We start from the raw sequence: 22,249 nt of genomic DNA on the forward strand, positions 1-22,249 counted from the left end.
GGGATTGCTTCGCCGCGCGCTCGCAATGACCCGAACCGCTGGATTCGGCCTGCCGCGCGTCAACCCCGCCCGAAACGTGCCAGCGTGAGCCCGTCGAGGTCGATCGCCGTCTTCTTCCCGCTAATGATATCGGCGAGGAGTCGCGCCGAACCGTTGCTCATCGTCCAGCCGAGGGTGCCGTGGCCGGTATTGAGGTAGAGATTGCGGTAGGGCGTGGGGCCGATCACCGGAAGGTTGTCGGGGGTCATCGGGCGCAGGCCCGTCCAGTACTCGGCGCGCGAGAGGTCGCCGGCCCTGGGGAACAGCTCGCCGATCACGTGCGCGAGCGCGCGCAGGCGCGCGGGCCGCAGGGTGAGGTCGTAACCCGCGAGCTCGGCGGTGCCGGCGGCGCGCAGGCGATTGCCGAGGCGCGTGATGGCGACCTTGTAGCGCTCGTCGGTGAGGGTCGAGCCCGGCGCCGCGTCCGCATTTTCGATCGGCACGGTGGCCGAGTATCCCTTGACCGGATAGACGGGCAGGCGTATGCCGAGCGGGCGCGCGAGCAGCGGCGTGTAGCTGCCCGCGGCGAGCACGTACACTTCCCCGGTGATCTGCCCGCCGTCCGTGTGCACCGCGCGCACGCGGTCGCCTTCCGCTTCGAGCGTGCGCACCGCGGTCACGGTGCGGAACACCACGCCCTGCGCCTCCGCGCGCCGGGCGAGCTCGCTCGTGTAGGCGTGGCAGTCGCCGGTCTCGTCGTCCGGATAGTGCACGCCGCCCGCGAACTTCACGGTGCTGAAGCGCAGCCCCGGCTCGACCGAGAGACAGCCGGCGGCATCGAGCACGCGATGGGGAACCTGCAGGCGCTCGAGGATCGGCCGCTCGCGCTCCGCCGCCGCGACGCCGGCCTCGTCGCGAAAGAGCTGCAGCGTCCCCCGGGTGGCGTGGTCGTAGACGATACCCGTCTGCTCGCGCAGCTCGACGAGCGTCTCATGGCTGTAGCGCGCGATCCGCAGCATGCGTTCGAGATTCCGCAGGTAGCGCGGCTCGCGGCAGTTGGCGAGCATGCGCAGCAGCCACGACCACATCGCCAGGTCGAGGCGCGGTCGCAGCACGAGCGGGGCATGCTCCTGCAGCATCCACTTGAGCGCGTTGCGGGGAACGCCGGGAGCCGCCCACGGTTTGGCGAAGGTCCACGACACCTGGCCCGCGTTCGCGAAGCTGGTCTCGAGGGCCGGACCCGACTGGCGATCGATCACCGTGACGTCGTGGCCCGCCTGCCTGAGGAACCAGGCGCTGGTCACGCCGATGACCCCACCGCCCACGATGACGACGTTCATGCGCGCTCGAAAAAGGTTGAAGGCCCCGGCGCGAGGGCGCGCGAGGGCCTGCGAGATTACCGGGCGGGGCGCCCGGCGTCCACGATCAGACGCCGGCCGCGCCGGGCGTCCGGCCGACGCCCCCGGAGTCGCGGTGGGGAGGACGGCGCTCGACCGGTGTTTCGATTGCGGCGACGCGTGTTCGTCGTTGCAGGGCAGGCTGAAGGACGCGGCCGTGGCGGCGGGTTTCAACTCAGTAATGCGGTGTCTTTACTGCGGCAGGTCCTCGGGAAAGAGCAGCGGCCGCAGGGCGACGTAAGCGATGTAGGCGAGAATCAACGCGACCGCCTCGGGACGGCCCAGCCCGTTGCGGCGACGGAGAAAAAAGTAGAGGAGAACGCCGGTCGCGACCTTGACCGGCAGGTCGTAGTACACCGTGACCGTCGGCGCGGTGTAGCCCGAGATCAGGGCGCCCAGCCCCACGCCGAGCAGAGGATTCGTGATGTTGCTGCCGATCAGGATGCCGGCCGAGATGTCGCGCTGGCCCCTGGCGATCGAGACGAGCGCGGTCATCAGCTCGGGAAGCGTCGCGGCGACGCCGAGCACGATCACGCCGAAGAACGAAGCGCTGAGGGGCAGGCGCGCGACCAGGCGCGTCGCGGCCAGAAGCACCGGATCGGCGACCCACGCCATGGCGGCGAAGGCGAGGGCGACGACGGCCATGGCGCGATAGCGGCGCGGGCGCCCGAGGCGCCGGGCATGCGCCACCCGGCCGGTGTGCGCGCCCGTGCGCGCCACGTACGTCAGATAACCGGCGTAGGCGAGCACGAGGAGCAGGCCTTCGACGCGCGTGACCGCGCCGCCCGCGCATGCGAGCCACAGCAGGCAGGAGGCGGCGATCAGCCCGCCGACCTCGACCACGAGCAGCCGCCGCACGACGACCACGCTGCCGATGAGGCCTGCGAGCGGGAGCACGAAGTTCTGCTGGAGGATGTCCGAACCGATGTTGCTCCCGATGAGCAGGCCCGAGAGCGTGTCCATCGATTCCGGCGCGTGCAGGATCTGTACGCTGCCGATCACGTGCGTGACGATCTCGAGCAGGCTGGTGCCGATTGACAGCACCGTGAGGCCGACGAAGCTCGCGGAGACGCGATAGTGCGCCATGAGCGCGAGCGTCTCCCGCAGGACGATCTCCGCCAGGACCAGGATGAGGAGCGCGCCGCCGACGACGATGAGCAGGTCGGGCAGCACGCGTGCCGTCAGGGCGTGGCGCCGTATCGCCGCGCGATGGCCTCGACGAGCGGGCGGGGCGGATAGTCGTTCGCGTTCGCGGCGAGATAGTGCCGCCACGCCTCGAAGGCCGACGCGAGCGCGGCATCGGTGCCGTGGCAGCCGAGCACGTTGACCACGGCGTCGCCGACCTTCCACGGCCCTTCGCCTCGAATCGCGCCTTCGGTCAGATGGATGGTCTTGTCCGGATCGCCGAGATGCCAGTAGGGCTCGAACCAGAGCAGCCCCTTCGGATGCGGGAAATGCTCGGCCATGACGTGCCTCGTGCCGTCGGGGAACCGGATCGACAGGGGAGCGGTGAGGGAGTGGAGGTCGGGCATGGTGGGAAATTCTATCGGTAATGTACGACGCTGTTCATGCCTTTGGCGCTAGTGTTCTCGTTTGGATCGGAGCCAATTAAGGGCTCGACCGCCCTCCGGGCGAATAGTCGAAGTACTAAATGTACTTGTGGGTGGCTGACCCACGGCACCAAAAGAAAGGAAGTTATATACTTGACGTACCCTAGTCGCCGGGCCCAGAATCCGGGCGCGTGACAGGCCGGTTTTGGAAAGATGGTTTTTTGAGTGCAGAACTGCTTTACTGGTTTGGCGGGCACGCGCCGGAACAACTCATGGCCATACTCCGTATGGCAGCGCCTTTAACCGGGCGTGGGATCCTTGAGCCGGGGGCCCGCCCTTATTTCTTCTTGAAGATGCCGAGCAGTTTCGCCTGCTCTCCATTTAGAGCTTCTGGATTGGGTAGTATCTTCAAGCCGTATCCGATGTATTTCCCCTTTCTGCTGTACGTCGTAGGCTTCAGTATCTCTGCGTACCGTGGCTCATAATCGCCATAGCGCGTTGGTTCTACCGCCGCCGCAAAACCACTTGCAATACAGTCAGCCAATTGAAGCCCAGCGAGTTGAGTATGCGGCTTGGAATCTACTTCATCGATATCGATGACATTCCATCGGATCGAAGTTTCGCACTGGGTCTTGAGAACAGTTAGGTATTCTCGGAACTTTTCGTAGGATAGACCAGACCGATTCGAGAATATGATCTTTACTCGCTTGGTATTCTCTCGGTTATCCTCATCGCACAGCCACGATACGCGCTCAACGAGGTGCCTGGCCAAATACCAATACAGCTTGCCTTTCTCGCCCGCAAAGGCAAGTTCCTTGGGAACAGTTTTTTTGTTTGACAGGACGGATATGGCCCGAATTGGAGCTTGTGAAACGACTCTACATGCTGCAATTTTCTGATGGTGATCCAGATCACAGAAATGAACATGGCGCAGTTTCGTCTTTCCGATCTCTGCCAATATCGAATCGCGGTGCTTAACTAGTGAGAGATCGTTGGATTGGCGAACTACGCAGCATCCAAGAGCAAGCCATTGACTCGACCCGTCTTGCTTTTTATCGCGAAATTTTTTGAGCCCGTCATCGCCAGACTCGTCAATGTAGGCAAGGAAGGTATGGCTCATGCCAGATAAGAAACAAAAGAAGAAACAGGACAACGATCGGCCACCGATCCCATTCGACGAGGCCCTTAAACGTCTATGGGGCTCGCCACCGCAACACAAGAAAGCGAAGAAGAAATCAAAGAAGAAACCGGCCTAATGGCCGGTTCTCTTTTTACGGAGAACCAGAATGCTCAAGTCTCTCAGGGCAATCATTGCAAAGCGTTTCGCCTCGCTGTTGGGCGTTCCAGTATCCATCAGAACAGGATACTGGAACGCGCCTACAGGTTGTTCTTCAGCCAGCTCGCGCAATTGTCCTTGAACCCATGCCAAGCACCGATATTCGCGGATTGAACGACCAGCAGAGCATCGCTAGCGTCCATTCTTGCTTTTAGTGCGTCACGTATTTGACTGGCATTAAGGTTCGAGACCACGACCCATGTTGAGTCTAAGCAATGCCACCAGTTTCCGAGATTCTTGATAGCTTCAAAGAGTGACGAATAGTCTTGGCCAGGTTTGTTCAGATCGTAAGAGATTACGAATGTAGCCATGCCTCCCTCCTTGGCTAGTTATTTGGAGTCTGCTTTAATGAAGTTAGGTGGCACCCGCCGCCTAAACTACTACATGCCTAGGTTAGCCGTTCCAGGCGGATTCTTGCCTCTTTAGCAGAGCCAAATAGGCAAGTTTAATCGCCGTCTGGAGCGGACTAGCCGCTTCTACAACTTCAGCCGTCATAGCTTCTACACCTCCTTTCGGGGGCCGGCTGCCCTCCGCCAAGTTCAGAGGACCGGGCCGACTGGAGGAAAAAGAGGCGGCGGATGCCGCTGGCAACTATAACGGGAAACCACGGAAGTGCCTACGCTTTGGGCGCTTCAGCGGTTTTCGGGTCAGTCCGCCGATACGTCAGGCGCTTCCCGACGATCCCCTGTAAGGCAATATCGGCGCGCTCCTTGTCCTCGATCCCCAAGCGGGAGCGGTTGTTGTAACGGAAATCAAACTCCGTCACGTAGCGTTGCAGATGCTTCGCGCTGCAATGGTGATACGTGCCGATCAGTCCGCGCTTGAGCAAGCTGAAATAACCTTCCACCGTGTTCGTGTGCACGTTGCCACGGACATACTCGCCTTGGCCGTGCTTCACATGCTGGTGGCTGGCGAACAGATGGCCGAAGGCTTTGTACGACTGGTGCTCGTCGGTCATTAGGTGCGCGTCCCTCGCCATCTGTGCCTTGAGAACGGGGCGAAGGTTGGAAGCGTTCACCTCGGGAATATGGAACGAGCGCACCTGACCGCCACGCTCCACAAGAGCAAGAATCTTCTCCTTGTGCTTGAACCCACGTCCCTTGTACTCGCGGCCTTTCTTGGAACGCTTGCTGTTAAGCCAGAAGGTTTCATCAGCCTCGACCGTGCCACCGCCAGAACCCAAGAGGCCGGAAGGGTCGGTCTTCATCGCCTCACGGATGCGGTGCGTCATGAACCACGCCGTTTTGTACGTCACTCCTAACGTGCGGTGGAGCTGATGGCTGCTCATGCCCTTCTTGGAGGAGCAGAGGAGATAGACCGCCATGAGCCACTTGTTAAGAGGGATCTTCGAGCGCTCAAAGACAGTCCCGACCGTGACCGTGAAGGGTTCACGGCACATGTGGCACTTGTAGAGACCGGGGCGGGTGGACTTGCCCTTTAACTCGTAGTGATCCCCGACCGTCCCACAGTGAGGGCAGACCGGACCGTAAGGCCACACGGTACGCTCAAGGTACTGGCGGGCCTTCTCGGGGTCGTGGAACTGAGGGGCGGAAAGGTTGTTGTTCTTGGCCATGGCTGTCTCCTTATGGCCTAAACGATACCCGCGAGCCGTGGGTATGTCAAGTACATAACTTCCAAAAGAAAGCACGCCCCGAATGGCGCGACTTTGCCGTTACGCATCCCGCTCCGCGGCAAAGCCCAGGGCGCACCTCCCTGTGCGCCCGTTCGCGCTGCCACCGGCAGCGCTCACCCCCCGCCCCTCGCTGCCTCGCGCTAGGAGGTCGCCAGACGGCGCTTTTGGGCTGCGCAATCCCTGCTTCGCGCAAAAGCCCAGGGCGCACTTCCCTGTGCGCCCGCTCGGCGGGGCGAACGTCCACCGGACGTTCGCCACCTCCCCGCCTCGCCCATGCGCCGGCTGGCGACCGACCGGCATCCCTGCCGGTCGCCCTTCGGGCTCGCGGCGCTCGGAGCGCTCGGTGCGGGCGCGCCAGACGGGGACCCCACTGCAACAGCACTTCCGTTTCAGGGCGGAGGTGGTTTGGGGTGAGTCCCCGTTGAGCTCGCCGAGCACCGGAGCCTGTCCCGGGGGTAGTACGCGAGAGATGTTCGAGCCCGAGGCGCGTTTTTCAGCGCCCGGCGAGTTATCGAGCGTCCCGGGACGGGCGAGGGCGAGGCGGTTACTTCACGACCGTCCGGTGGACGGTCGTGCCGCCGAGCGGGCCGGCCACGGAAGGCCGGCCCTGGTTTCAAGCGAAGCAGGGACTGCGTAGCGCAGAAACCGCAGGGGACCGCCCGCTCATTTTGCGGGCGGCGAGCGATCCGGGGCGCGTTTTCTTTCGTCCCTTTCTTTGCGCGAACAAAGAAAGGGACCCGTCGCGCGGGGGCGGAACCCCGCGTATTACACGTCGCGGAGCGACTCGAGTACTTGAGGGCCAGGAACCGGTAGCCTAATTCAGTAGAATTGCCTCCAGACCGAAGTGGAGAGCACGCGTGAACGAAGAGAAGCTGATCTACCGCGGTCGCATCGTCGACCTGGTGCTCGAGTCGACGACGCTGCCGAACGGCCGCGCGATGCAGCTCGAGGTCGTGCGTCACCCGGGCGGCGCCGCGGTCGTGGCGCTGGACGCGGACGGGCGCGTGTGTCTGCTGCGCCAGTATCGGCACGCGCACCGCGACTGGATCTGGGAGCTGCCGGCCGGCAAGCTCGATCCCGGCGAGCCGCCGCTCGAGACGGCGCGGCGGGAGTTGATCGAGGAGGCGGGCCGGCGCGCCGGACGCTGGTCGCCACTCGGGCGCATCATCACCTCGCCGGGCGTGTTCACCGAGATCATTCATCTCTATCTCGCCGAAGATCTCGAGGAAGCCCCTGCCGCTCCCGAGGAGCACGAGCTCTTCGAGCTCCATTGGGTGCCGCTCCGTGAGGCGATCGAGCGCGCGCTGACGGGCGCGATCGAGGACAGCAAGACGATCGTGGGTCTCGCGCGCGCGGCGCGGTTTCTCGAGGGCAGGGAATAAAGAAGCCGGTGTGCTGTTCAACCGCTACCGGCGCCTGCGTTCGTCTTGAACGGTGGGCCGGGCGGTTTCAGAATTGGCGAGTCCATCGAAAAGGAGGAATGCGCATGAGGTCGTCCAAGAACAAGAAGGCGTGGTCGTGCTTCGCCGTCGCGGCTCTGCTCTCGCTTCCCGTCGTCGCGGGCGCCGAGAGCGAACCGGAGGACATCATCAAGTACCGCCAGAACGTGATGAAGGCGAACGGCGCGAACATGGGGGCGATCGCCGCCATCCTCCAGGGCAAGGTGCCCGAGTACAAGGACCGTCTCGGCGATCACGCGCGCGGCGTGCAGGCCGGGACGAAGAACATCCCGGCGCTATTCCCCGACGGATCGGATTTCGGGGACACGGAGGCGCTCGAGTCGGTCTGGAAGGACAGGGCCGGGTTCAAGAAGCGCTCGGACGACACGAGCAAGAAGGCGGATGCGCTCGCAAAGGCGGTGGCGGGCGGGGACGCCAAGGCGATACAGGCGCGCTTCCGGGAGCTCTCGGACAGCTGCAAGGCGTGCCACAAGGACTTTCGCAAGGAGCAGCAATAATCCGTCGGTCGCCGGTGCTCGCAGGCGCGGCGCTCCTGACCGCCGCGCTCGTCCTGCCCGCGCCGCCGGCGGCCGCGTCGGAGCTCGCGAAGCGCGGCGAGTATGTGTACCGCGCCTCGGGCTGCGGCAACTGCCATACCGATCGCGAGGCCGGGGGCGCCGAGCTCGCGGGCGGCGCGGCGCTCGAGACGCCCTTCGGCGTGTTCTACGCGCCGAACATCACGCCCGATCGCGAGCACGGCATCGGTGCGTGGAGCGACGAGGACTTCCTGCGCGCGATGCGCGAGGGCGTGAGCCCGCAAGGCAGCCACTACTACCCGGCTTTTCCGTATACCTCGTACACGAGGCTGACAGACGAGGACCTGCGCGCGCTCAAGGCCTACCTCTTCACGGTTTCCCCGGCCGCCCGACCCGACCGCCCCCACGAGCTGCCCTGGTACGCGCGGCTCCGGCCGCTGCTCTATTTCTGGAAGTGGCTCTACTTCGAGCCCGGGCCGTATCGGCCCGACCCGCAGCAGTCCCCCGCCTGGAATCGCGGCGCGTACCTCGCGACCGCCGCCGCGCACTGCGGCGAGTGTCACACGCCGCGCGACCGCTTCGGCGGCTTCGACCGGGAGCGCCGGTTCGCCGGCACGAAGGACGGGCCCGAAGGGGCCGTCGTGCCCAACATCACGCCCGACAGGAAAACCGGCATCGGCCGCTGGAGCGAGCGCGACATCGCGTACTACCTCGAGACGGGCATGACGCCCGACGGCGACTTCGCGGGAGACGTCATGGCCGACGTCATCGACAACGGCCTGAGCCACCTGGCGAAGGACGATTTGCGGGCGATCGCCCACTACCTGAAATCGTTGCCGGCGATCGAGCACGCGGTGAGCAAGCGCAAGAAGGACAAGCCGGGGAAGCGGGACGAATTCGAGTATTAGTCGGCCGCGACGGAGCCGACCCAAGGCCGCGACACGCAGGAGGGTTCTCCCGCGCACGTGGTGCGCGACGTTCGATTCTGAAATGATGTAGCGACGCGCGCGAGGCCGCATCGCGCGGATCGAACCGACCACCGACCATGTCGCCCGGCGCCTACATCGCCTACTTCTCGATGGAAATCGGGCTGGCCCCCGGCGTCCCGACCTATGCCGGGGGGCTCGGCATGCTCGCGGGCGATACGCTGCGCACCGCTGCCGATCTCGGCGTGCCGATGGTCGGCGTCAGCCTGGTCCATCGCAAGGGCTATTTCCACCAGCGCGTCGATCCGACCGGCTGGCAGACCGAGGAGCCGGTCGCGTGGTCGCTCGACGATCACCTCACGGAGCTGCCGGCCCGCGCGAGCGTCGAGATCGAGGGCCGCCCGGTGCAGATCCGCGCCTGGAGGTACGACATCCGCGGCACCGGCGGCGCGAGCGTGCCCGTCTTCCTGCTCGACACCGATCTCGACGGGAACGCGGCAGCGGATCGGCTGCTCACGCACTTCCTCTACGGCGGCGACAGCCACTACCGCCTGTGTCAGGAAATCGTGCTCGGCATCGGGGGCGCCCGCATGCTCGACGCCCTCGGCTACGCGGACATCGACCGCTACCACATGAACGAGGGGCACGCGGCCCTGCTCGTGCTCGAGCTGCTGAAGCGCCAGGCCCGGGCCAACGGCCACGAGCGCCCGCGTCCGGAGGACATCGAGGCGCTGCGCCCGCGCTGCGTCTTCACCACCCACACACCGGTGCCCGCCGGCCACGACCAGTTCCCGCTCGCAATGGCCGAGAAGGCGCTCGGCGCCGGGATGTACGTCTGCCTCCTCGACGAGTTCTGCTACGAGCAGAAGCTCAACCTCACGTATCTCGCGCTCGCGGCGAGCCACTACGTGAACGGCGTGGCGAAGAAGCACGGGGAGGTGGCCCGGCACCTCTACGCCAAGTACCGCGTCGAGTCGATCACCAACGGGGTGCACGTGGCGACCTGGGCGTCGGAACCGATGCGCGCGCTCTTCGACCGGCACGTGCCCGACTGGCGCACCGACAACCCGGGCCTTCGCTACGCGATCGGCGTGCCGCTCGGGGAGATTCGCGAGGCCCATCGCGCGGCGAAGCGCGAGCTCCTCGCCTACGTGAATCACGTCACGAACAAGGGTTTCGATCTCGACGTCTTCACCATCGGGTACGCGCGCCGCGCCACCGCCTACAAGCGGCCCACGCTCGTCTTCCGCGACATCGAGCGGCTGCGCGGCATCGCGCGCAGGCGGGCCGTGCAGCTCGTGTTCGCCGGCAAGGCCCACCCGCACGACCTCCCGGGCAAGGAGCTGATCCAGGAGGTCCATCGCGCGATGGGGCTGCTCGATACGGACGTGAAGATCGCGTTCCTTCCGGAGTACGACATGACGCTCGCGCGCCTCCTCGTTGCCGGGACCGATCTCTGGCTCAACACGCCGCAGCCGCCGCTCGAGGCCTCGGGGACCAGCGGGATGAAGGCCGCCGTCAACGGCGTGCCCTCGCTCAGCGTGCTCGACGGCTGGTGGATCGAAGGCTGGATCGAGGGCGTGACCGGCTGGGCGATCGGCGAGCCCGGCGCCGCGGCCTCGGACGATCGCGCCGCGGAGGCGGCGTCGCTCTACGACAAGCTCGAGCGCGTCATCCTGCCGCTGTACTACGACGAGCCGGACCGCTACGTGGACGTCATGCGCCGCGCCATCGCGCTGAACGGGTCGTTCTTCAACACCGAGCGCATGCTCAACCAGTACGTCACGCGGGCGTATTTCAGATAGCGCCGATCGCTTCACCGGCGCACAGGACCGCGCGCGAGAGCGTCGCCAGGCAGACGCAACAAGCGCCGAACATCCCCGGCTCAGTCTGTTATCCGCTTAGATCGCGGGTCAAGCCGCATATACGGGCAGACTGCCGTATATACTTCTTCATAAAGCGCAAAAAAGTGTTCCGATGGGCCGTATTTATTTATCGTTGGCCGCAAGCAATGACTAAGAAAGAAATGCCTGCCGGTTTTCCCCTGAGCCCACGCGATGCTGGCGGCAATGTCCTTGTCCTTGGGGTTCTGGTAACAGTCCGTTCCGTTGAATCGTGTAAGAATGGGTTGCCCGTAGAAGACCAAGAAAGACTCATGGCGCTCGTAGGGCAGAAACGCAAGATCGTTCAGTTTGATCGTTTCGGTTTTGTCTGGCTGTCATTCGCTGAAACTGAAAACAGCGAAGACTTTTGTTTGTTTCCATCGGAGGTTTCGCTTGCTTAACCTTGCCCAGGTGTTGTGGTTCGCGGCTAACACGTTGTTCGTGCCGACGCCCGAGACGACGCACCGTTTTCCGCTGCTTGGGCAGCGGCGCGGCACAACAACACGTTGGGCGTAACCGAATGAATCAAGATCGCGCCACCCGACCTCAGCTACTTCTTGCCTTCATCGGGGTCTGGTTTCTAATAGCCGGTCTTTTTGCCTTGTTGGCATGGCCTGAACTACCGAAAAGCAAATTTGGATGGTTTCTCCTATTTGTAGTTGGTCCGCCTGTCTATATTGCCGCGGATTGGTTTTTCGAGTGGCTCCTATCTCAGAAACACGGCAACAGAATCTCATCGAAGAGCTTTTCTTGGATTCGAGTCGCGATCGCGTTTGCCGTGGCGGTCGTTTTTGTCGGTCTAAGCCTCTTTATATTTTCTGCTGCTTTCGAGCAGTGAAAATTCGTGCCCAACAAGCGCTTCGAAATGGACGCAGCTCGCCCAAGCATGCGCTCAACCGGGAGGCGCGCATAGAAGGCGCGTGCCGGTTAGCTTGGCGTTAGGCGTATCGAATGCTCGACATAGTCCTGTTTGTATTCTTTGTGGTCGCATCTGCTCGGATTGTTAAACTGGTCCGGCAAGAATCCGCCATCTTCCGGGAGTTTCAACAACCTCGGTCTCTCGCTATTGCAGTTTTGTTTTTGCCACTCGGCCCGGTTGCGATGTTTCTTTTTAAGTCGACGCCACTGCTCGCTTTTACAGCTGGCGTCGCTTGTTATCTTCCTGCTTTGCTTATGTCTCGACGTCTGAGCTTCGCTTTTGAACGCGCTGGAACTGACAGGGTGAAGAAGGCGCAAGGTGCCGCATCTCAGGCTTTCGGTGCTGCGCTCGTCGGTTTTATCTATGTGGCGGTCGTGCTTGTTTTCGTGGTCGTTATTAGCACTGCGGATGCCTAAGCGCGGCTCAACGCGGCGTCATACCCAATGAACCGATACAAAGCGCTAAGCATAGTTCTCGGTTTTGCGACCGTTCTAGGAATTTATGCAGGGTACTGGATCGGAGCCTCAAAGGCACAGGTAGTATTCGACACTATGAATTTCCTTCTGACTTCCGAACGAAATACGGAGGCGATCCAAAACATCAAGGCGCTCAACGGGCTCCGGGAAAAGCAGATTGACGCGACACTGCAGTTCATGGAGGTGCGCGTGAAAGGTGCGCTTGGTTATAAAGGGATAAAACCGGACGCAATCACCTTGGCCAAAGATTATCAGCGCAAGTATTGCAAGACAGGGTGCCTTGGGGTCGACAACGAAGCCAGGTGAAAAACAGGTGACAGAGTTATTTTCCGACAAACACCAAAAATAGATCTTCCTAAGCGCCGCCAACTTCTGATCGACGCACCCATAGGGAAATTTCCACAGTGGACATCCCACGGATATTCAACATCAGTGAGAGTGCTCACCGCATTCACAACCCGATCACACCCGAAAAGCTTGCTACTCTCGGCGCGGCGCTGCGCCTGGAAGCGGGGGCCCGAGTGCTCGACCTCGGCAGCGGTTCGGGGGAGATGCTGTGCACCTGGGCACGCGATCACGGCGTCAGCGGCACCGGCATCGACATGAGCCGGTTGTTCACCGAGCAGGCGAAACGCCGTGCTGAAGAACTCGGCGTCGCCGATCGAGTCAAGTTCATCCATGGCGATGCTGCGGGCTACGTCTCTGGCGAGAAGGTCGATGTTGCAGCCTGTCTCGGCGCCACGTGGATCGCCGGGGGAGTCGCCGGCACTATCGAGCTTCTGGCGCGGAGCCTGCGCCCCGGGGGGATCATCCTCGTCGGCGAGCCCTACTGGCGGCAGTTACCGCCGACGGAAGATGTGGCCAAGGGATGTCTTGCCCACTCAATTTCCGACTTTCTCATGCTTCCAGAACTTCTCGCGTCTTTCGGCCGACTTGGCTACGACGTCGTTGAAATGGTGCTGGCTGACCAGGACGGCTGGGACAGATACGAGGCGGCCAAATGGCTCACCATGCGCCGATGGCTTGAAGCCAATCCCGACGACGAGTTAGCGAAAGAGGTTCGAGCCAAACTGACCGTGGAACCCGAGCGTTACGCCGCTTACACGCGTGAATACCTGGGTTGGGGTGTGTTCGCGCTGATGCCGCGGTGATGCGTGGGCGCATCCGGCGGATCGTCAACGACTGTGCGGCGCAACAGCCGGTAGCTCGTCAAATTGCTTTCTTATGGTCCGTTATCCGTGCAGAAAGCTCTGCCTCACGCAGCCCTAACAACGCCATGATGGACAGCCAAAAGCGCCCCTCCTTCGTCGCGTCACTTTCGGCTGCCGGTTATGGCGAGCGTTAGGCACTAAAGCGAGGCGGGCGAGCCGGCGTCGGGCTCGGCCCGCCTTCCGCTTCTACGCACCTCACGCCCTCGGACGGGCCTCGGGCTTCTCGCCCGGTTTCGCCCGCGTTTCCTTCTGCTCGGCGCGGCCGAACAGCGCGATCATCTCGCGGTTGAACGCGGGGATGTCGTCGGGTTTGCGGCTGGAGACGAGGTTGCCGTCCACGACGACGTCCTGATCCACCCATTCGGCGCCGGCGTTGCGCAAATCGGTCTTGAGCGAGGGCCAGGAGGCGATGCGCCGGCCGCGTGCCTGGCCGGCTTCGATGATCGTCCACGGCCCGTGGCAGATCGCAGCGACCGGCTTGCCGGCGTCGAAGAAGGCCTTCACGAACTCGACCGCCTTCGGTTTCATCCGCAGGAAATCGGGATTCATCACGCCGCCCGGCAGCAGCAACGCGTCGAACTCCTCCGCCCGCGCCTGCGGGAGCGGGACGTCCACCGGCACGTGTTCGCCCCACTCGGTGTGCTTCCATCCGCGCACCTTTCCCTCCTGCGGCGACACGATGCTCGTCGCGGCGCCGGCCTCCTCGAGCGCCTGTTTCGGCCTGGCCAGCTCCACCTGCTCGAAGCCGTTGTCGACCAGAATCGCGACCCGCAATCCATCGAGTTCTGCCATGGTATCCCTCCTGCTTCGGTGTCTCGGGAAAACCGGTTGGGCCAAGCGGGAGGGCGGAGGTTCGGATCCGGTTTCCGTCTTCAGTGCCCGCAGACGAGACGTGCTTGTCATCGTGCCGGGACGGTGCTGTCATGGTCCGCGGCCGATCGAAGAAGGGTCCGCAAATCATGCCCGAGCTGCCGGACGTCGAGGTCTATCGCCGCGAGCTGCAATCGAAGGCGCTCAACCAGCGCATCGCGGCCGTCGACGTGAAGAGCCCGCGCATCCTCGGGCGCTTCCCCGCCAAACGCTTCATCGACGGCCTGCGGGGACGGCGCCTCACCGGGACGCAACGGCACGGCAAGCGGCTCTACGCGACGCTCGACGGCGGCGGCGTGCTCGCGCTGCATTTCGGCATGACGGGCGGGCTGCGCTACTTCGCCGGCGAGGATCCGGAGCCGGCGTTCGATCGCGTGCGCATCGACTTCGAGAACGGCAGACACCTCGGCTACTACAACCGCCGGATGATCGGTCGCGTGGCGCTGCTCGACGACGCGCAGGCGGACATCGCGGCGCGCGAGCTCGGTCCGGACGCGCTCGACCTCGATCCTGAGACGTTCCGCGAGCGCCTGGCGGGCAGCCGCGGAGCGATCAAGTCCGTGCTCATGGACCAGACGGCGATCGCGGGCATCGGCAACATCTACGCGGACGAAATCCTGTTCCAGGCGCGCGTGCACCCGCAGGCGCGGACGGCCGAGCTCGACGCGGCGACGATCCGGCGCATTCACAAGACCATGCAGGCGGTATTGAAGAAGGCGATCGAGCGGGGCGCCGAGCCGGAACGCCTTCCGCGGAATTTCCTGATCCCCCGCCGCGAGGCCGGCGAGACGTGTCCCGCCTGCGGCGGCAGGATCGCGCGCGTCGCCGTCGGCGGACGCTCGACCTACTTCTGTCCGCGCTGTCAGCCGAAGCCGAAGTCGCCAGGGAGGAGCCGCAAACGGTAGGCAGGAACGGTTCCCGTCCCGCTTTGTCCCATCAGACAAGGCCGGAGCGGCCGAAACACGGGAAGGAGCCATTCATGGAGGGGAAGGAGCGCCAGCAGATCGCCGGCCAGCCGCAGTCCAACCACTTCGAGCAGATCGACCCGCATCGGGCAGATCAGCACGAGCCCGCGGGGAACAGCCCCGACCGCGACGACCTCAATCTCGAGGGGGCAAAGCGGCACCCAACCCGATCCCCGAAAATCCCGACACGACCGATCCTGGTCTCACGCCCCAGCCGCCCAATCCCGGCCTGGTCCCGGCGGGCGGATACCCGGAGCCGTCCGGCGGCAAGAAGCACGCCGGGTCGGGCAGCCGGTCGGAAGACTAGCGCGGAGTAACCACGGCCGGCCGCGGGTTGATTCCCGCCGAGCCGGCCCTTACCTATCCGGCGCGGCGGCTCGCCGGTCGGAAATCGGCGCCCGCCTCCGCTTCATGCCATCCAGGGAAGCGACGACATGAGGATCGCGCAGGTTGCCCCGCTCTACGAGAGTGTCCCGCCGAAGACCTACGGGGGGACCGAACGGGTGGTCTCCTATCTCGTGGAGGAGCTGGTGCGGCAGGGCCACGAGGTGACCCTCTACGCGTCCGGCGACTCCACGACGAGCGCGCGGCTCGAACCGATCGTGCCGCGGGCGCTCCGCCTCGAACCGTCGTGCATCGATCCCCTCGCGCATCACGTGCGGATGATGGAGAAGGTGATGCAGCGCGCGGCCGAGTTCGACGTGGTGCACTTCCACTGCGACTACCTGCACTTTCCCCTGGTCCGGCTGCTCGACGTTCCCCACGTGACGACGCTTCACGGCCGGCTCGACATCCCCGATCTCGCGCCCCTGTACCGGGAGTTCAGCGACATGCCGGTGGTCTCGATCGGCCACCATCAGCGCGCGCCGCTGCCGTTCGCGAACTGGGTGGCGACCGTGCACCACGGCATACCCGATCACCTCTACCGCGTGCATCCGAAACCGGGCAAGTACCTGGCCTTCCTCGGCCGCATCTCTCCGGAAAAGCGGGTCGACCGCGCGATCGAGATCGCCGCGCGCGCGGGCATGGAGCTGCGGATCGCCGCGAAGGTGGACCGGGTCGATCGCGAGTACTTCGAGAGCCGCATCCGGCCGCTCCTGCAGGAACGGTTCGTCCGCTTTGTCGGGGAGATCGGCGAAAGCGAAAAGGAACGGTTCCTCGGCGAGGCGTACGCGCTGCTCTTTCCCATCGATTGGCCCGAGCCGTTCGGGCTCGTCACCATCGAGGCGATAGCGTGCGGCACGCCGGTGATCGCCTGGCGGCGCGGCTCGGTGCCGGAAATCCTGCGCGACGGCGAGACGGGGTACATCGTCGACAGCCTCGAGCAGGCGGTGGCCGCCGTGGAGCGTGTCTCCCGGATCGACCGCAATCGCTGCCGGCGCGTCTTCGAGGAGCGTTTCTCGGCCCGCCGCATGGCGCGCGACTATCTCGCGGTCTACCAGGCGGTCCGCGCCGCCTCGCCGGTGCGCCAGTCCGTGGCCTGACCTCGATGGAGGAAATCCTCCAGATCGGCGACCGCTGGTACGTCCTGGCCACGACGGCGCGCGCCGGCGACCGCACGCGCGTGCTCAAGCACGGCGATACCTTCGCGGTCTTCGACCGGAACGGCGACATCCATCCCTACGGCGCCGGCGACCTGGGCGTCTACCACGACGGCACGCGCTTCCTCTCGCATTTCGAGCTGCGCGTCAACGGCGAGCGGCCGATGCTGCTGCACTCGACGCTCAAGCAGGACAACAGCCTGCTGGTCGTCGACCTCACCACGCCCGATCTCTACGAGGCGGACCGGATCCTCATCCGAAAGGGAACGCTGCATCTCTTCCGCGGCAAGCTCCTGCACGAGGGGGTGCACTACGAGCACGTGCGCGTGGTGAACTACGGGCAGGAGCCGATCGACGTCGGGCTCGACCTGCGCTTCGGCTGCGACTACGCGGACATCTTCGAGGTCCGCGGCGTGCGGCGGGAGCGGCGCGGGGAACCGCTCCCGGTCGAGCACCGCGAGCGGGCGCTCGTCCTCGGCTATCGCGGGCTCGACGGGGTGGTGCGCCGCACCCGCATTACGCTGAGCGACGCGCCGGACGGCCACGCCGACGGAAGCGTGCACTACGCGCTGCGCCTCGCGCCGCGCGCGCAGCGGGACCTGTACGCGTCGGTCGCCTGCGAGTACGAGGAACGGGCGCCGGCCGTCATCAGCTACGACCGCGCGCTCGCGAAGGTCGAGGAGGAGCTCGCCGCGTCGGCGGCGGCGGCGCGGGTGTACACGTCGAACGAGCAGTTCAACGACTGGACGAACCGCTCGTTCGCCGACATGCGCATGCTGATCAGCCATACGCCGGAGGGCCGGTATCCCTATGCCGGCGTACCGTGGTACAGCACGCCCTTCGGGCGCGACGGCATCCTCGCGGCGATGCAGATGCTCCTCCTCGACCCGGATCTCGCGCGCGGCGTGCTGGCGTACCTCGGCGCGCGGCAGGCCGAGGCGATGGACCCCGCGTGCGACGCCGAGCCCGGGAAGGTCCTGCACGAGACCCGGCGCGGGGAGATGGCCGCGCTCCGGGAAGTGCCGTTCGGGCGCTACTACGGGAGCGTGGATGCCACGCCGCTGTACGTGGTGCTCGCCGGCGCCTACTACGAGCGCACCGGCGACCGGGATTTCATCGAACAGATTCGCGGCCCGATCGAGCGCGCGCTCGCCTGGATCGACTGGTACGGCGATGCGGACGGCGACGGTTTTGTCGAGTACGTGCGCCACAGCGCGAACGGGCTCGTGCAGCAGGGGTGGAAGGACTCCGAGGACTCTGTGTTCCACGCCGACGGGAGCATGGCGCGCGGCCCGATCGCGCTGTGCGAGGTGCAGGGCTACGTGTACGCGGCGAAGCTCGCGGCCGCGCGCCTTTTCGGTCTGCTCGGCGAGAAGAAAACGGCCCGCGCGCTCGCGGAAGCGGCCGCGGTGCTCAAGAGCCGGTTCGGGCAGGCGTTCTGGTGCGAGGACATCGACACCTACGCGCTCGCCCTCGACGGCGACAAGACCCCGTGCCGGGTCCAGGCCTCGAACGCCGGGCACGCGCTCGCCATGGGGATCGCGACGCCCGAGCACGCGAGCCGCATCGGTCCGCTGCTCCTGTCGGAGGCGTTCTACAGCGGCTGGGGCGTGCGGACGCTGGCGCACGGCGAGCGGCGCTACAATCCGATGTCGTACCACAACGGCTCGATCTGGCCCCACGACAACGCGCTCATCGCGCTCGGGCTCGCGCGTTACGGCCTCAAGGACCTCGCGCTCGAGGTCCTGACCGGGCTCTTCGACGCCACCATCGTGATGGACCTGCACCGTCTGCCCGAGCTGTTCTGCGGCTTCGAGCGCCTGCCCGGGCAGGCGCCGACGCTCTACCCGGTCGCGTGCTCGCCGCAGGCGTGGGCGAGCGGCGCGGTGTTCCAGCTGCTGCAGGCCTGCCTCGGCATCAGCTTCTCGGCCGAAAAGCCGCAGCTGCGATTCGACCACCCGGTCCTGCCCGAATACCTGCACTGGGTCGAGCTCCACAACGTGCCGGTCGGCGACGGGCAGCTGGATCTGGTGGTGCGGCGCCATGCCCAGGACGTGTCGGTGAGCGTGCTGCGGAAGGACGGGGATATCGAGGTGGCGGTGATCGTGTAGGGAATAGAACCGCGGCGTCGCCAGTCTTGTTACCATCATTCGCGCTTTATGCGGGGTGCCCGATGAAGACGCGCTGTGCGGTATTCGCCATCGCCGGGTGGCTGCTTCCGGCAGCCGCCATCGGCGCGCCGGCCTTCGACGTCTCGCGCCTCGATGAGCCGGCCGAGGCGGGACCGCTCGTCCGGGAGGCGGAGGAGTACACGCGGGGTCTCCGGCACGAGCCGAAGAGCGCGGTGCTGCATGCCCGGCGGGGCGCGACGTACTTCAGGCTGCGGGAGTTCGACCGGGCGATCGAGGACTTCACGCGCGCGATCGCGCTCGACGCGCGCCTCGACGAGGCCTGGTTCGGCCGGGGCATGGCGCGCGGGCGCAGCGGCGACCTGGAAGGCGCCGTGGCGGATCTCGGCGTCTACATCGAGCGGCATCCGCGCAGCTCCGTCGCCTACACCAAGCGCGGCATACGCCACCTCTGGAACGGCGATCTCGACCGGGCGGAAGCGGATTTCGAGCGCGCGATCGAGATCGATCCGCGCAACGCCGAGGCGCACGACGATCTCGGCGTCATCCACGCGCAGCGCGGCGACTATGCCGGCGCCGAGCGGCACTTTCGGGCGACGATCGAGCACGACCCGAGCTACCAGAAAGCGCACCACAACCTGGCGATGGTGCACTACATCCAGGATCGCAACCTGCCGGCTTTGCAGGCGGTCGAGCGGTCGCTTCGGCTGAGGCCCGACGCGCGCGACTCGCTGCTCCTGAAGAGCGCGATACTCGAGGCGCTCGGCCGGCCGCGCGAGGCCCAGGCGGCGCGCGAAGAGGCGGAGTTCCTGCCGCCGGGAGACAGTTCCGAGCGCATGTCCGTGCGTTGAACCGTCCGAAGGAGGAGCCGTGAAAAGAACGCGATGGGGTCTGGCGGCCGTGCTGCTCGCCGCCGCGGGAGGCGTGTCCGCGCAAGGAGTGAGCGTGCAGGTCGACGACGAGCGGGTGAGGCGATCGAACGACTTCGTGGACAAGCTGCTGCACCTGCACGAACAGGCCCTCGCCGGCCGATCCTGGGAGAGCAGCGAGCGGCTCGGCGGCTACAAGGACCTGCCCGAGTTCTACCGCGAGGTCACCTACCGCGACGCGCGGAGCGGCCGCGTTCTGAGCCGGGTGCAACGCGAGCGCGCCCATCCCGAGCGCGTGCACGGCGTGGAGGTCTACGTGTACGACGGGGACGGGCGGCTCGTGCGCGACTACTTCGCGTGGTACCTGCCGCTTTATCGCAACGCCCCGCGCCAGACCCACATCAACCTGTACACGCACGCCGACGACCTGCGGGGCTGGCGACAGTTCGACGGCTCGGGACTCCGCGTCTACGAAAAGTGCACGGCGGGCGAGAAGGTCCTGGTCGAGTACTGGGACGACGAGATCAGCCGGGCGGAGGACGACCCGGCGAGCGTCATGCACACGCCGATCTACGCGCGCTGCTTCGCCGGGCTGCCGGAGAGCGTGGCGGCGTTCGAGCTGCTCGACTGAGGGCTCGACTGCGCCTCTAGCGGTTGGTCAGGTGCGGCCAGGCGAAGCGATGCAGGATGCCGATGAACATGGTGTCGACATCCTCGTCGGCCTCCCGCAGGAAGTGCCTGGTGTACTCGAGCGTGATGGCGGTGTTGGGCGACCCGTAAAGCGCCATGCCGAGGCCGGCGGCAGGCCCGTCGTCGTTGTCGATGGTTCCGAGATCCACCAGGTCGCCGCTGTACTTGAAGTAGGAATAGCCGCCCAGCGCGTAGAGCTCGAAGTTCCCGTAGCGCAGGTGCGCGCGCAGGTGCGCCGCCGCGTGGTAGTCGACCTGGAAGAGCTCGTCTTTCTCGCCCGCCGCGATACGCGCCTGAAACGCCAGCCACCTGCCGAGGGTGTGGCCGAGATCGATGCCCAGCCCGGTCTGGTCCTCGCCCTCGAACTTCCACAGGTGCAGGTTGTAGTACCAGGGGCGCGCCTCCTGCGCCTGCGCGGCGCAGGCGACCGCGAGGAAGCCCGTCGCGACCAGAGCTCTTGTTATTCTGCCGAACATCAATCGTCCTCCCGTAAAGGTGTGGGGCTCCCCGAGCCCGTGAGCCAAGCATAGACGACGGCCGGAGCACGGCAAAAGCGCGGTTCAGGTCCCCGGGTCGGCCGGGCGAGCGGCGCTGAGCGTCGCGACCCCCTCGGCCGCCACCTCGCGCACGCCGGGGTCGGCGTCCCGGGCGAGGCGCGCGAGTATCGGCGGCACGCGCGGGTCGCGGGTGAGGGCGAGGAAGTGCGCGGCGTCTCCGCGGATGCGCGCCTCCGGGCTCTCCGCGAGCCGGGCGAGCGGCTCGACGAGCCGGGCGAGCACCGGGCTGCCCTGCATGCCCTCGAGGAGGGCGCCGATGCCGAGGCGCACGTGCAGGTCCGTCTCCGTGTCGCCGAGCAGGAGCGCGAGCGCGTCCAGGTGCACGCTGTCCTGGTTCACAAGGTCCGTCACCTTCGCGAGCTCCCCGGTCGCGAGCAGCTCGCTCAGGTACGCCGCCGCGCCTTCCGGCGTGCCGGTACGCTCGGCCCATTGCTTCAGCTCGGCTTCGGAGCGCAGCCCGTCGAGCTCGTACGGGCCGAGCCGGACCCACGGCACCGAGCGCACCTTGTGACGAGCCGCGGCCTCGGGGTGCTGGTCGAGGTTGATCACCTCGAGGCGGCCGATCTCTCCCGTCTTCACGAGCTCGCTCAGTCCCTTCAGGACGGTGGGGCAGAAGGGGCAGGCCGAGGTGAGCAGCAGCAAGGCGTCGGGCGCGCGGCGCGGGGAGGCGGTCATCGTGGCGTTCCTTTCGAAGTCCGGAGAGTGTCGGCCGGTGTCGCGGGAAGTGCAACCCAAAAAAAAAGGCCGGGAAAGCCCGGCCCGAATCACCACAGGGAAGGATGGTTACTTCGGAAGAATGACGCTGTCGATCACGTGGATGACACCGTTGCTCGCGACGATGTCCGTCTGGACGACCTTCGCCTCATCCACCTTCACGCCTTCGCGTGTGTCGATCGTCACGGACTGACCCTGGACGGTCTTCGCCGAGTTCAGCTTCGCCACGTCCGATGCCATGACCCGTCCCGGCACCACGTGGTAGGTCAGCACCTTGGTCAGCGCCTCCTTGTCCTTGAGGAGGGCGTCGAGCTGCTCGGGCGGGATCTTGGCGAACGCCGCATCCGTCGGAGCGAATACCGTGAACGGGCCTTCGCCCCGGAGTGTCTCCTCGAGCCCGGCTGCCTGCACGGCGGTTACCAGCGTGGTGAAGCCGCCGGCCGCCGCCGTATCGACGATGTTCTTTTCGGGCTTGGGTGCGGTGGACATGGCAAAGCCCGGGCTCGTCAGCATGGCCAGCAGCAACAGGCCGGTGATCAGAGTCGGGAGAACGAGGGATTCCTTGAGTCGGGCAACTGCGCGCGATGTCATGACAAAGCTCCTTTCGGTTGAGTGGCTGAGAGCGATTG

The 22,249-nt window shown here is 65.4% G+C and carries 24 protein-coding genes; 15 read left to right on the forward strand and 9 right to left on the reverse strand.

The genetic code is table 11. The features are described from left to right. Positions 1-59: 59 nt before the first annotated feature. The 4 genes from SVA_RS03800 to SVA_RS03810 form a co-directional block, all read right to left on the reverse strand. The gene (locus tag SVA_RS03800; RefSeq protein ID WP_420823874.1) at positions 60-1,376 is read right to left on the reverse strand and encodes a D-amino acid dehydrogenase; all 1,317 of its coding nucleotides are present in this window, start codon (positions 1,374-1,376) and stop codon (positions 60-62) included. Between the two features lie 192 nt (positions 1,377-1,568). After that, the gene (locus SVA_RS03805) at positions 1,569-2,549 is read right to left on the reverse strand and encodes a sodium:calcium antiporter (protein ID WP_148665365.1); all 981 of its coding nucleotides are present in this window, start codon (positions 2,547-2,549) and stop codon (positions 1,569-1,571) included. An 8-nt stretch (positions 2,550-2,557) separates the two neighbouring features. Next, positions 2,558-2,908, reverse strand: coding sequence for a hypothetical protein (locus tag SVA_RS19305; RefSeq protein WP_148665366.1), 351 nt, complete (start codon positions 2,906-2,908; stop codon positions 2,558-2,560). A 355-nt stretch (positions 2,909-3,263) separates the two neighbouring features. After that, positions 3,264-4,046: a DUF3800 domain-containing protein gene (locus SVA_RS03810; protein ID WP_096459047.1), complete on the reverse strand. Its 783-nt coding sequence runs from the start codon at positions 4,044-4,046 to the stop codon at positions 3,264-3,266. A gap of 75 nt (positions 4,047-4,121) precedes the next feature. Here SVA_RS03810 and SVA_RS19685 point away from each other — a divergent pair, with 75 nt between their 5' ends. After that, positions 4,122-4,376, forward strand: coding sequence for a hypothetical protein (locus SVA_RS19685; RefSeq protein WP_169923955.1), 255 nt, complete (start codon positions 4,122-4,124; stop codon positions 4,374-4,376). Between the two features lie 502 nt (positions 4,377-4,878). Here the strand turns inward: SVA_RS19685 and SVA_RS03820 are convergent. Further along, complete coding sequence (locus SVA_RS03820; RefSeq protein ID WP_096459053.1) at positions 4,879-5,835, reverse strand: IS1595 family transposase; 957 nt, start codon at positions 5,833-5,835, stop codon at positions 4,879-4,881. Between the two features lie 917 nt (positions 5,836-6,752). Between SVA_RS03820 and SVA_RS03825 the strand changes: the two genes are divergently transcribed. The 9 genes from SVA_RS03825 to SVA_RS03850 all read left to right on the forward strand — a co-directional run bounded on the left by SVA_RS03825 (position 6,753) and on the right by SVA_RS03850 (position 13,225). Next, positions 6,753-7,277, forward strand: coding sequence for an NUDIX domain-containing protein (locus SVA_RS03825; protein WP_197703358.1), 525 nt, complete (start codon positions 6,753-6,755; stop codon positions 7,275-7,277). A 104-nt stretch (positions 7,278-7,381) separates the two neighbouring features. Next, positions 7,382-7,852, forward strand: a complete 471-nt coding sequence (locus SVA_RS03830; protein ID WP_169923956.1) for a c-type cytochrome — start codon at positions 7,382-7,384, stop codon at positions 7,850-7,852. Between the two features lie 14 nt (positions 7,853-7,866). Further along, positions 7,867-8,778: a c-type cytochrome gene (locus SVA_RS03835; protein ID WP_197703359.1), complete on the forward strand. Its 912-nt coding sequence runs from the start codon at positions 7,867-7,869 to the stop codon at positions 8,776-8,778. 137 nt (positions 8,779-8,915) lie between these two features. Further along, the gene (gene glgP / locus SVA_RS03840; RefSeq protein ID WP_096459059.1) at positions 8,916-10,601 is read left to right on the forward strand and encodes an alpha-glucan family phosphorylase; all 1,686 of its coding nucleotides are present in this window, start codon (positions 8,916-8,918) and stop codon (positions 10,599-10,601) included. A 206-nt stretch (positions 10,602-10,807) separates the two neighbouring features. Then, positions 10,808-11,080 (forward strand): hypothetical protein, encoded by a 273-nt coding sequence (locus SVA_RS19310; protein ID WP_148665367.1) that lies wholly within the window; start codon positions 10,808-10,810, stop codon positions 11,078-11,080. Between the two features lie 119 nt (positions 11,081-11,199). Then, positions 11,200-11,517 carry a hypothetical protein gene (locus SVA_RS19315; RefSeq protein WP_148665368.1) on the forward strand — a complete coding sequence of 106 codons (318 nt, stop codon included), beginning with the start codon at positions 11,200-11,202 and terminating at the stop codon, positions 11,515-11,517. Positions 11,518-11,630: 113 nt separating this feature from the next. Further along, positions 11,631-12,014, forward strand: coding sequence for a hypothetical protein (locus SVA_RS19320; RefSeq protein ID WP_148665369.1), 384 nt, complete (start codon positions 11,631-11,633; stop codon positions 12,012-12,014). A 27-nt stretch (positions 12,015-12,041) separates the two neighbouring features. Next, positions 12,042-12,380 carry a hypothetical protein gene (locus SVA_RS03845; RefSeq protein WP_148665370.1) on the forward strand — a complete coding sequence of 113 codons (339 nt, stop codon included), beginning with the start codon at positions 12,042-12,044 and terminating at the stop codon, positions 12,378-12,380. 98 nt (positions 12,381-12,478) lie between these two features. Further along, on the forward strand, positions 12,479-13,225 hold the full coding sequence (locus SVA_RS03850; RefSeq protein ID WP_096459065.1) for an SAM-dependent methyltransferase: 747 nt from the start codon (positions 12,479-12,481) through the stop codon (positions 13,223-13,225). Positions 13,226-13,480: 255 nt separating this feature from the next. Here SVA_RS03850 and SVA_RS03855 read toward each other — a convergent pair whose 3' ends face one another. Then, positions 13,481-14,077, reverse strand: a complete 597-nt coding sequence (locus tag SVA_RS03855; protein WP_096459068.1) for a type 1 glutamine amidotransferase domain-containing protein — start codon at positions 14,075-14,077, stop codon at positions 13,481-13,483. A gap of 167 nt (positions 14,078-14,244) precedes the next feature. On the opposite strand from SVA_RS03855, the gene mutM reads away from it, so the two are divergent. From mutM to SVA_RS03880, 5 genes are all read left to right on the forward strand, one after another. Continuing rightward, positions 14,245-15,060, forward strand: a complete 816-nt coding sequence (mutM, locus tag SVA_RS03860; RefSeq protein ID WP_169923957.1) for a DNA-formamidopyrimidine glycosylase — start codon at positions 14,245-14,247, stop codon at positions 15,058-15,060. 494 nt (positions 15,061-15,554) lie between these two features. After that, positions 15,555-16,604, forward strand: coding sequence for a glycosyltransferase family 4 protein (locus tag SVA_RS03865; RefSeq protein WP_096459075.1), 1,050 nt, complete (start codon positions 15,555-15,557; stop codon positions 16,602-16,604). 5 nt (positions 16,605-16,609) lie between these two features. After that, complete coding sequence (locus tag SVA_RS03870) at positions 16,610-18,772, forward strand: amylo-alpha-1,6-glucosidase (protein ID WP_096459078.1); 2,163 nt, start codon at positions 16,610-16,612, stop codon at positions 18,770-18,772. A gap of 62 nt (positions 18,773-18,834) precedes the next feature. After that, complete coding sequence (locus tag SVA_RS03875) at positions 18,835-19,641, forward strand: tetratricopeptide repeat protein (RefSeq protein WP_096459081.1); 807 nt, start codon at positions 18,835-18,837, stop codon at positions 19,639-19,641. Between the two features lie 19 nt (positions 19,642-19,660). Beyond that, positions 19,661-20,290 carry a hypothetical protein gene (locus SVA_RS03880; RefSeq protein ID WP_148665371.1) on the forward strand — a complete coding sequence of 210 codons (630 nt, stop codon included), beginning with the start codon at positions 19,661-19,663 and terminating at the stop codon, positions 20,288-20,290. Positions 20,291-20,306: 16 nt separating this feature from the next. Here SVA_RS03880 and SVA_RS03885 read toward each other — a convergent pair whose 3' ends face one another. The 3 genes from SVA_RS03885 to SVA_RS03895 all read right to left on the reverse strand — a co-directional run bounded on the left by SVA_RS03885 (position 20,307) and on the right by SVA_RS03895 (position 22,133). Next, the gene (locus SVA_RS03885) at positions 20,307-20,825 is read right to left on the reverse strand and encodes a porin family protein (RefSeq protein ID WP_096459086.1); all 519 of its coding nucleotides are present in this window, start codon (positions 20,823-20,825) and stop codon (positions 20,307-20,309) included. An 84-nt stretch (positions 20,826-20,909) separates the two neighbouring features. Then, the gene (locus SVA_RS03890; protein ID WP_096459091.1) at positions 20,910-21,581 is read right to left on the reverse strand and encodes a HEAT repeat domain-containing protein; all 672 of its coding nucleotides are present in this window, start codon (positions 21,579-21,581) and stop codon (positions 20,910-20,912) included. Between the two features lie 108 nt (positions 21,582-21,689). After that, positions 21,690-22,133, reverse strand: coding sequence for a fasciclin domain-containing protein (locus SVA_RS03895; protein ID WP_096462816.1), 444 nt, complete (start codon positions 22,131-22,133; stop codon positions 21,690-21,692). Positions 22,134-22,249: the final 116 nt, after the last annotated feature.

The sequence above is a fragment of the Sulfurifustis variabilis genome, from assembly GCF_002355415.1.
GTDB lineage: Bacteria > Pseudomonadota > Gammaproteobacteria > Acidiferrobacterales > Sulfurifustaceae > Sulfurifustis > Sulfurifustis variabilis.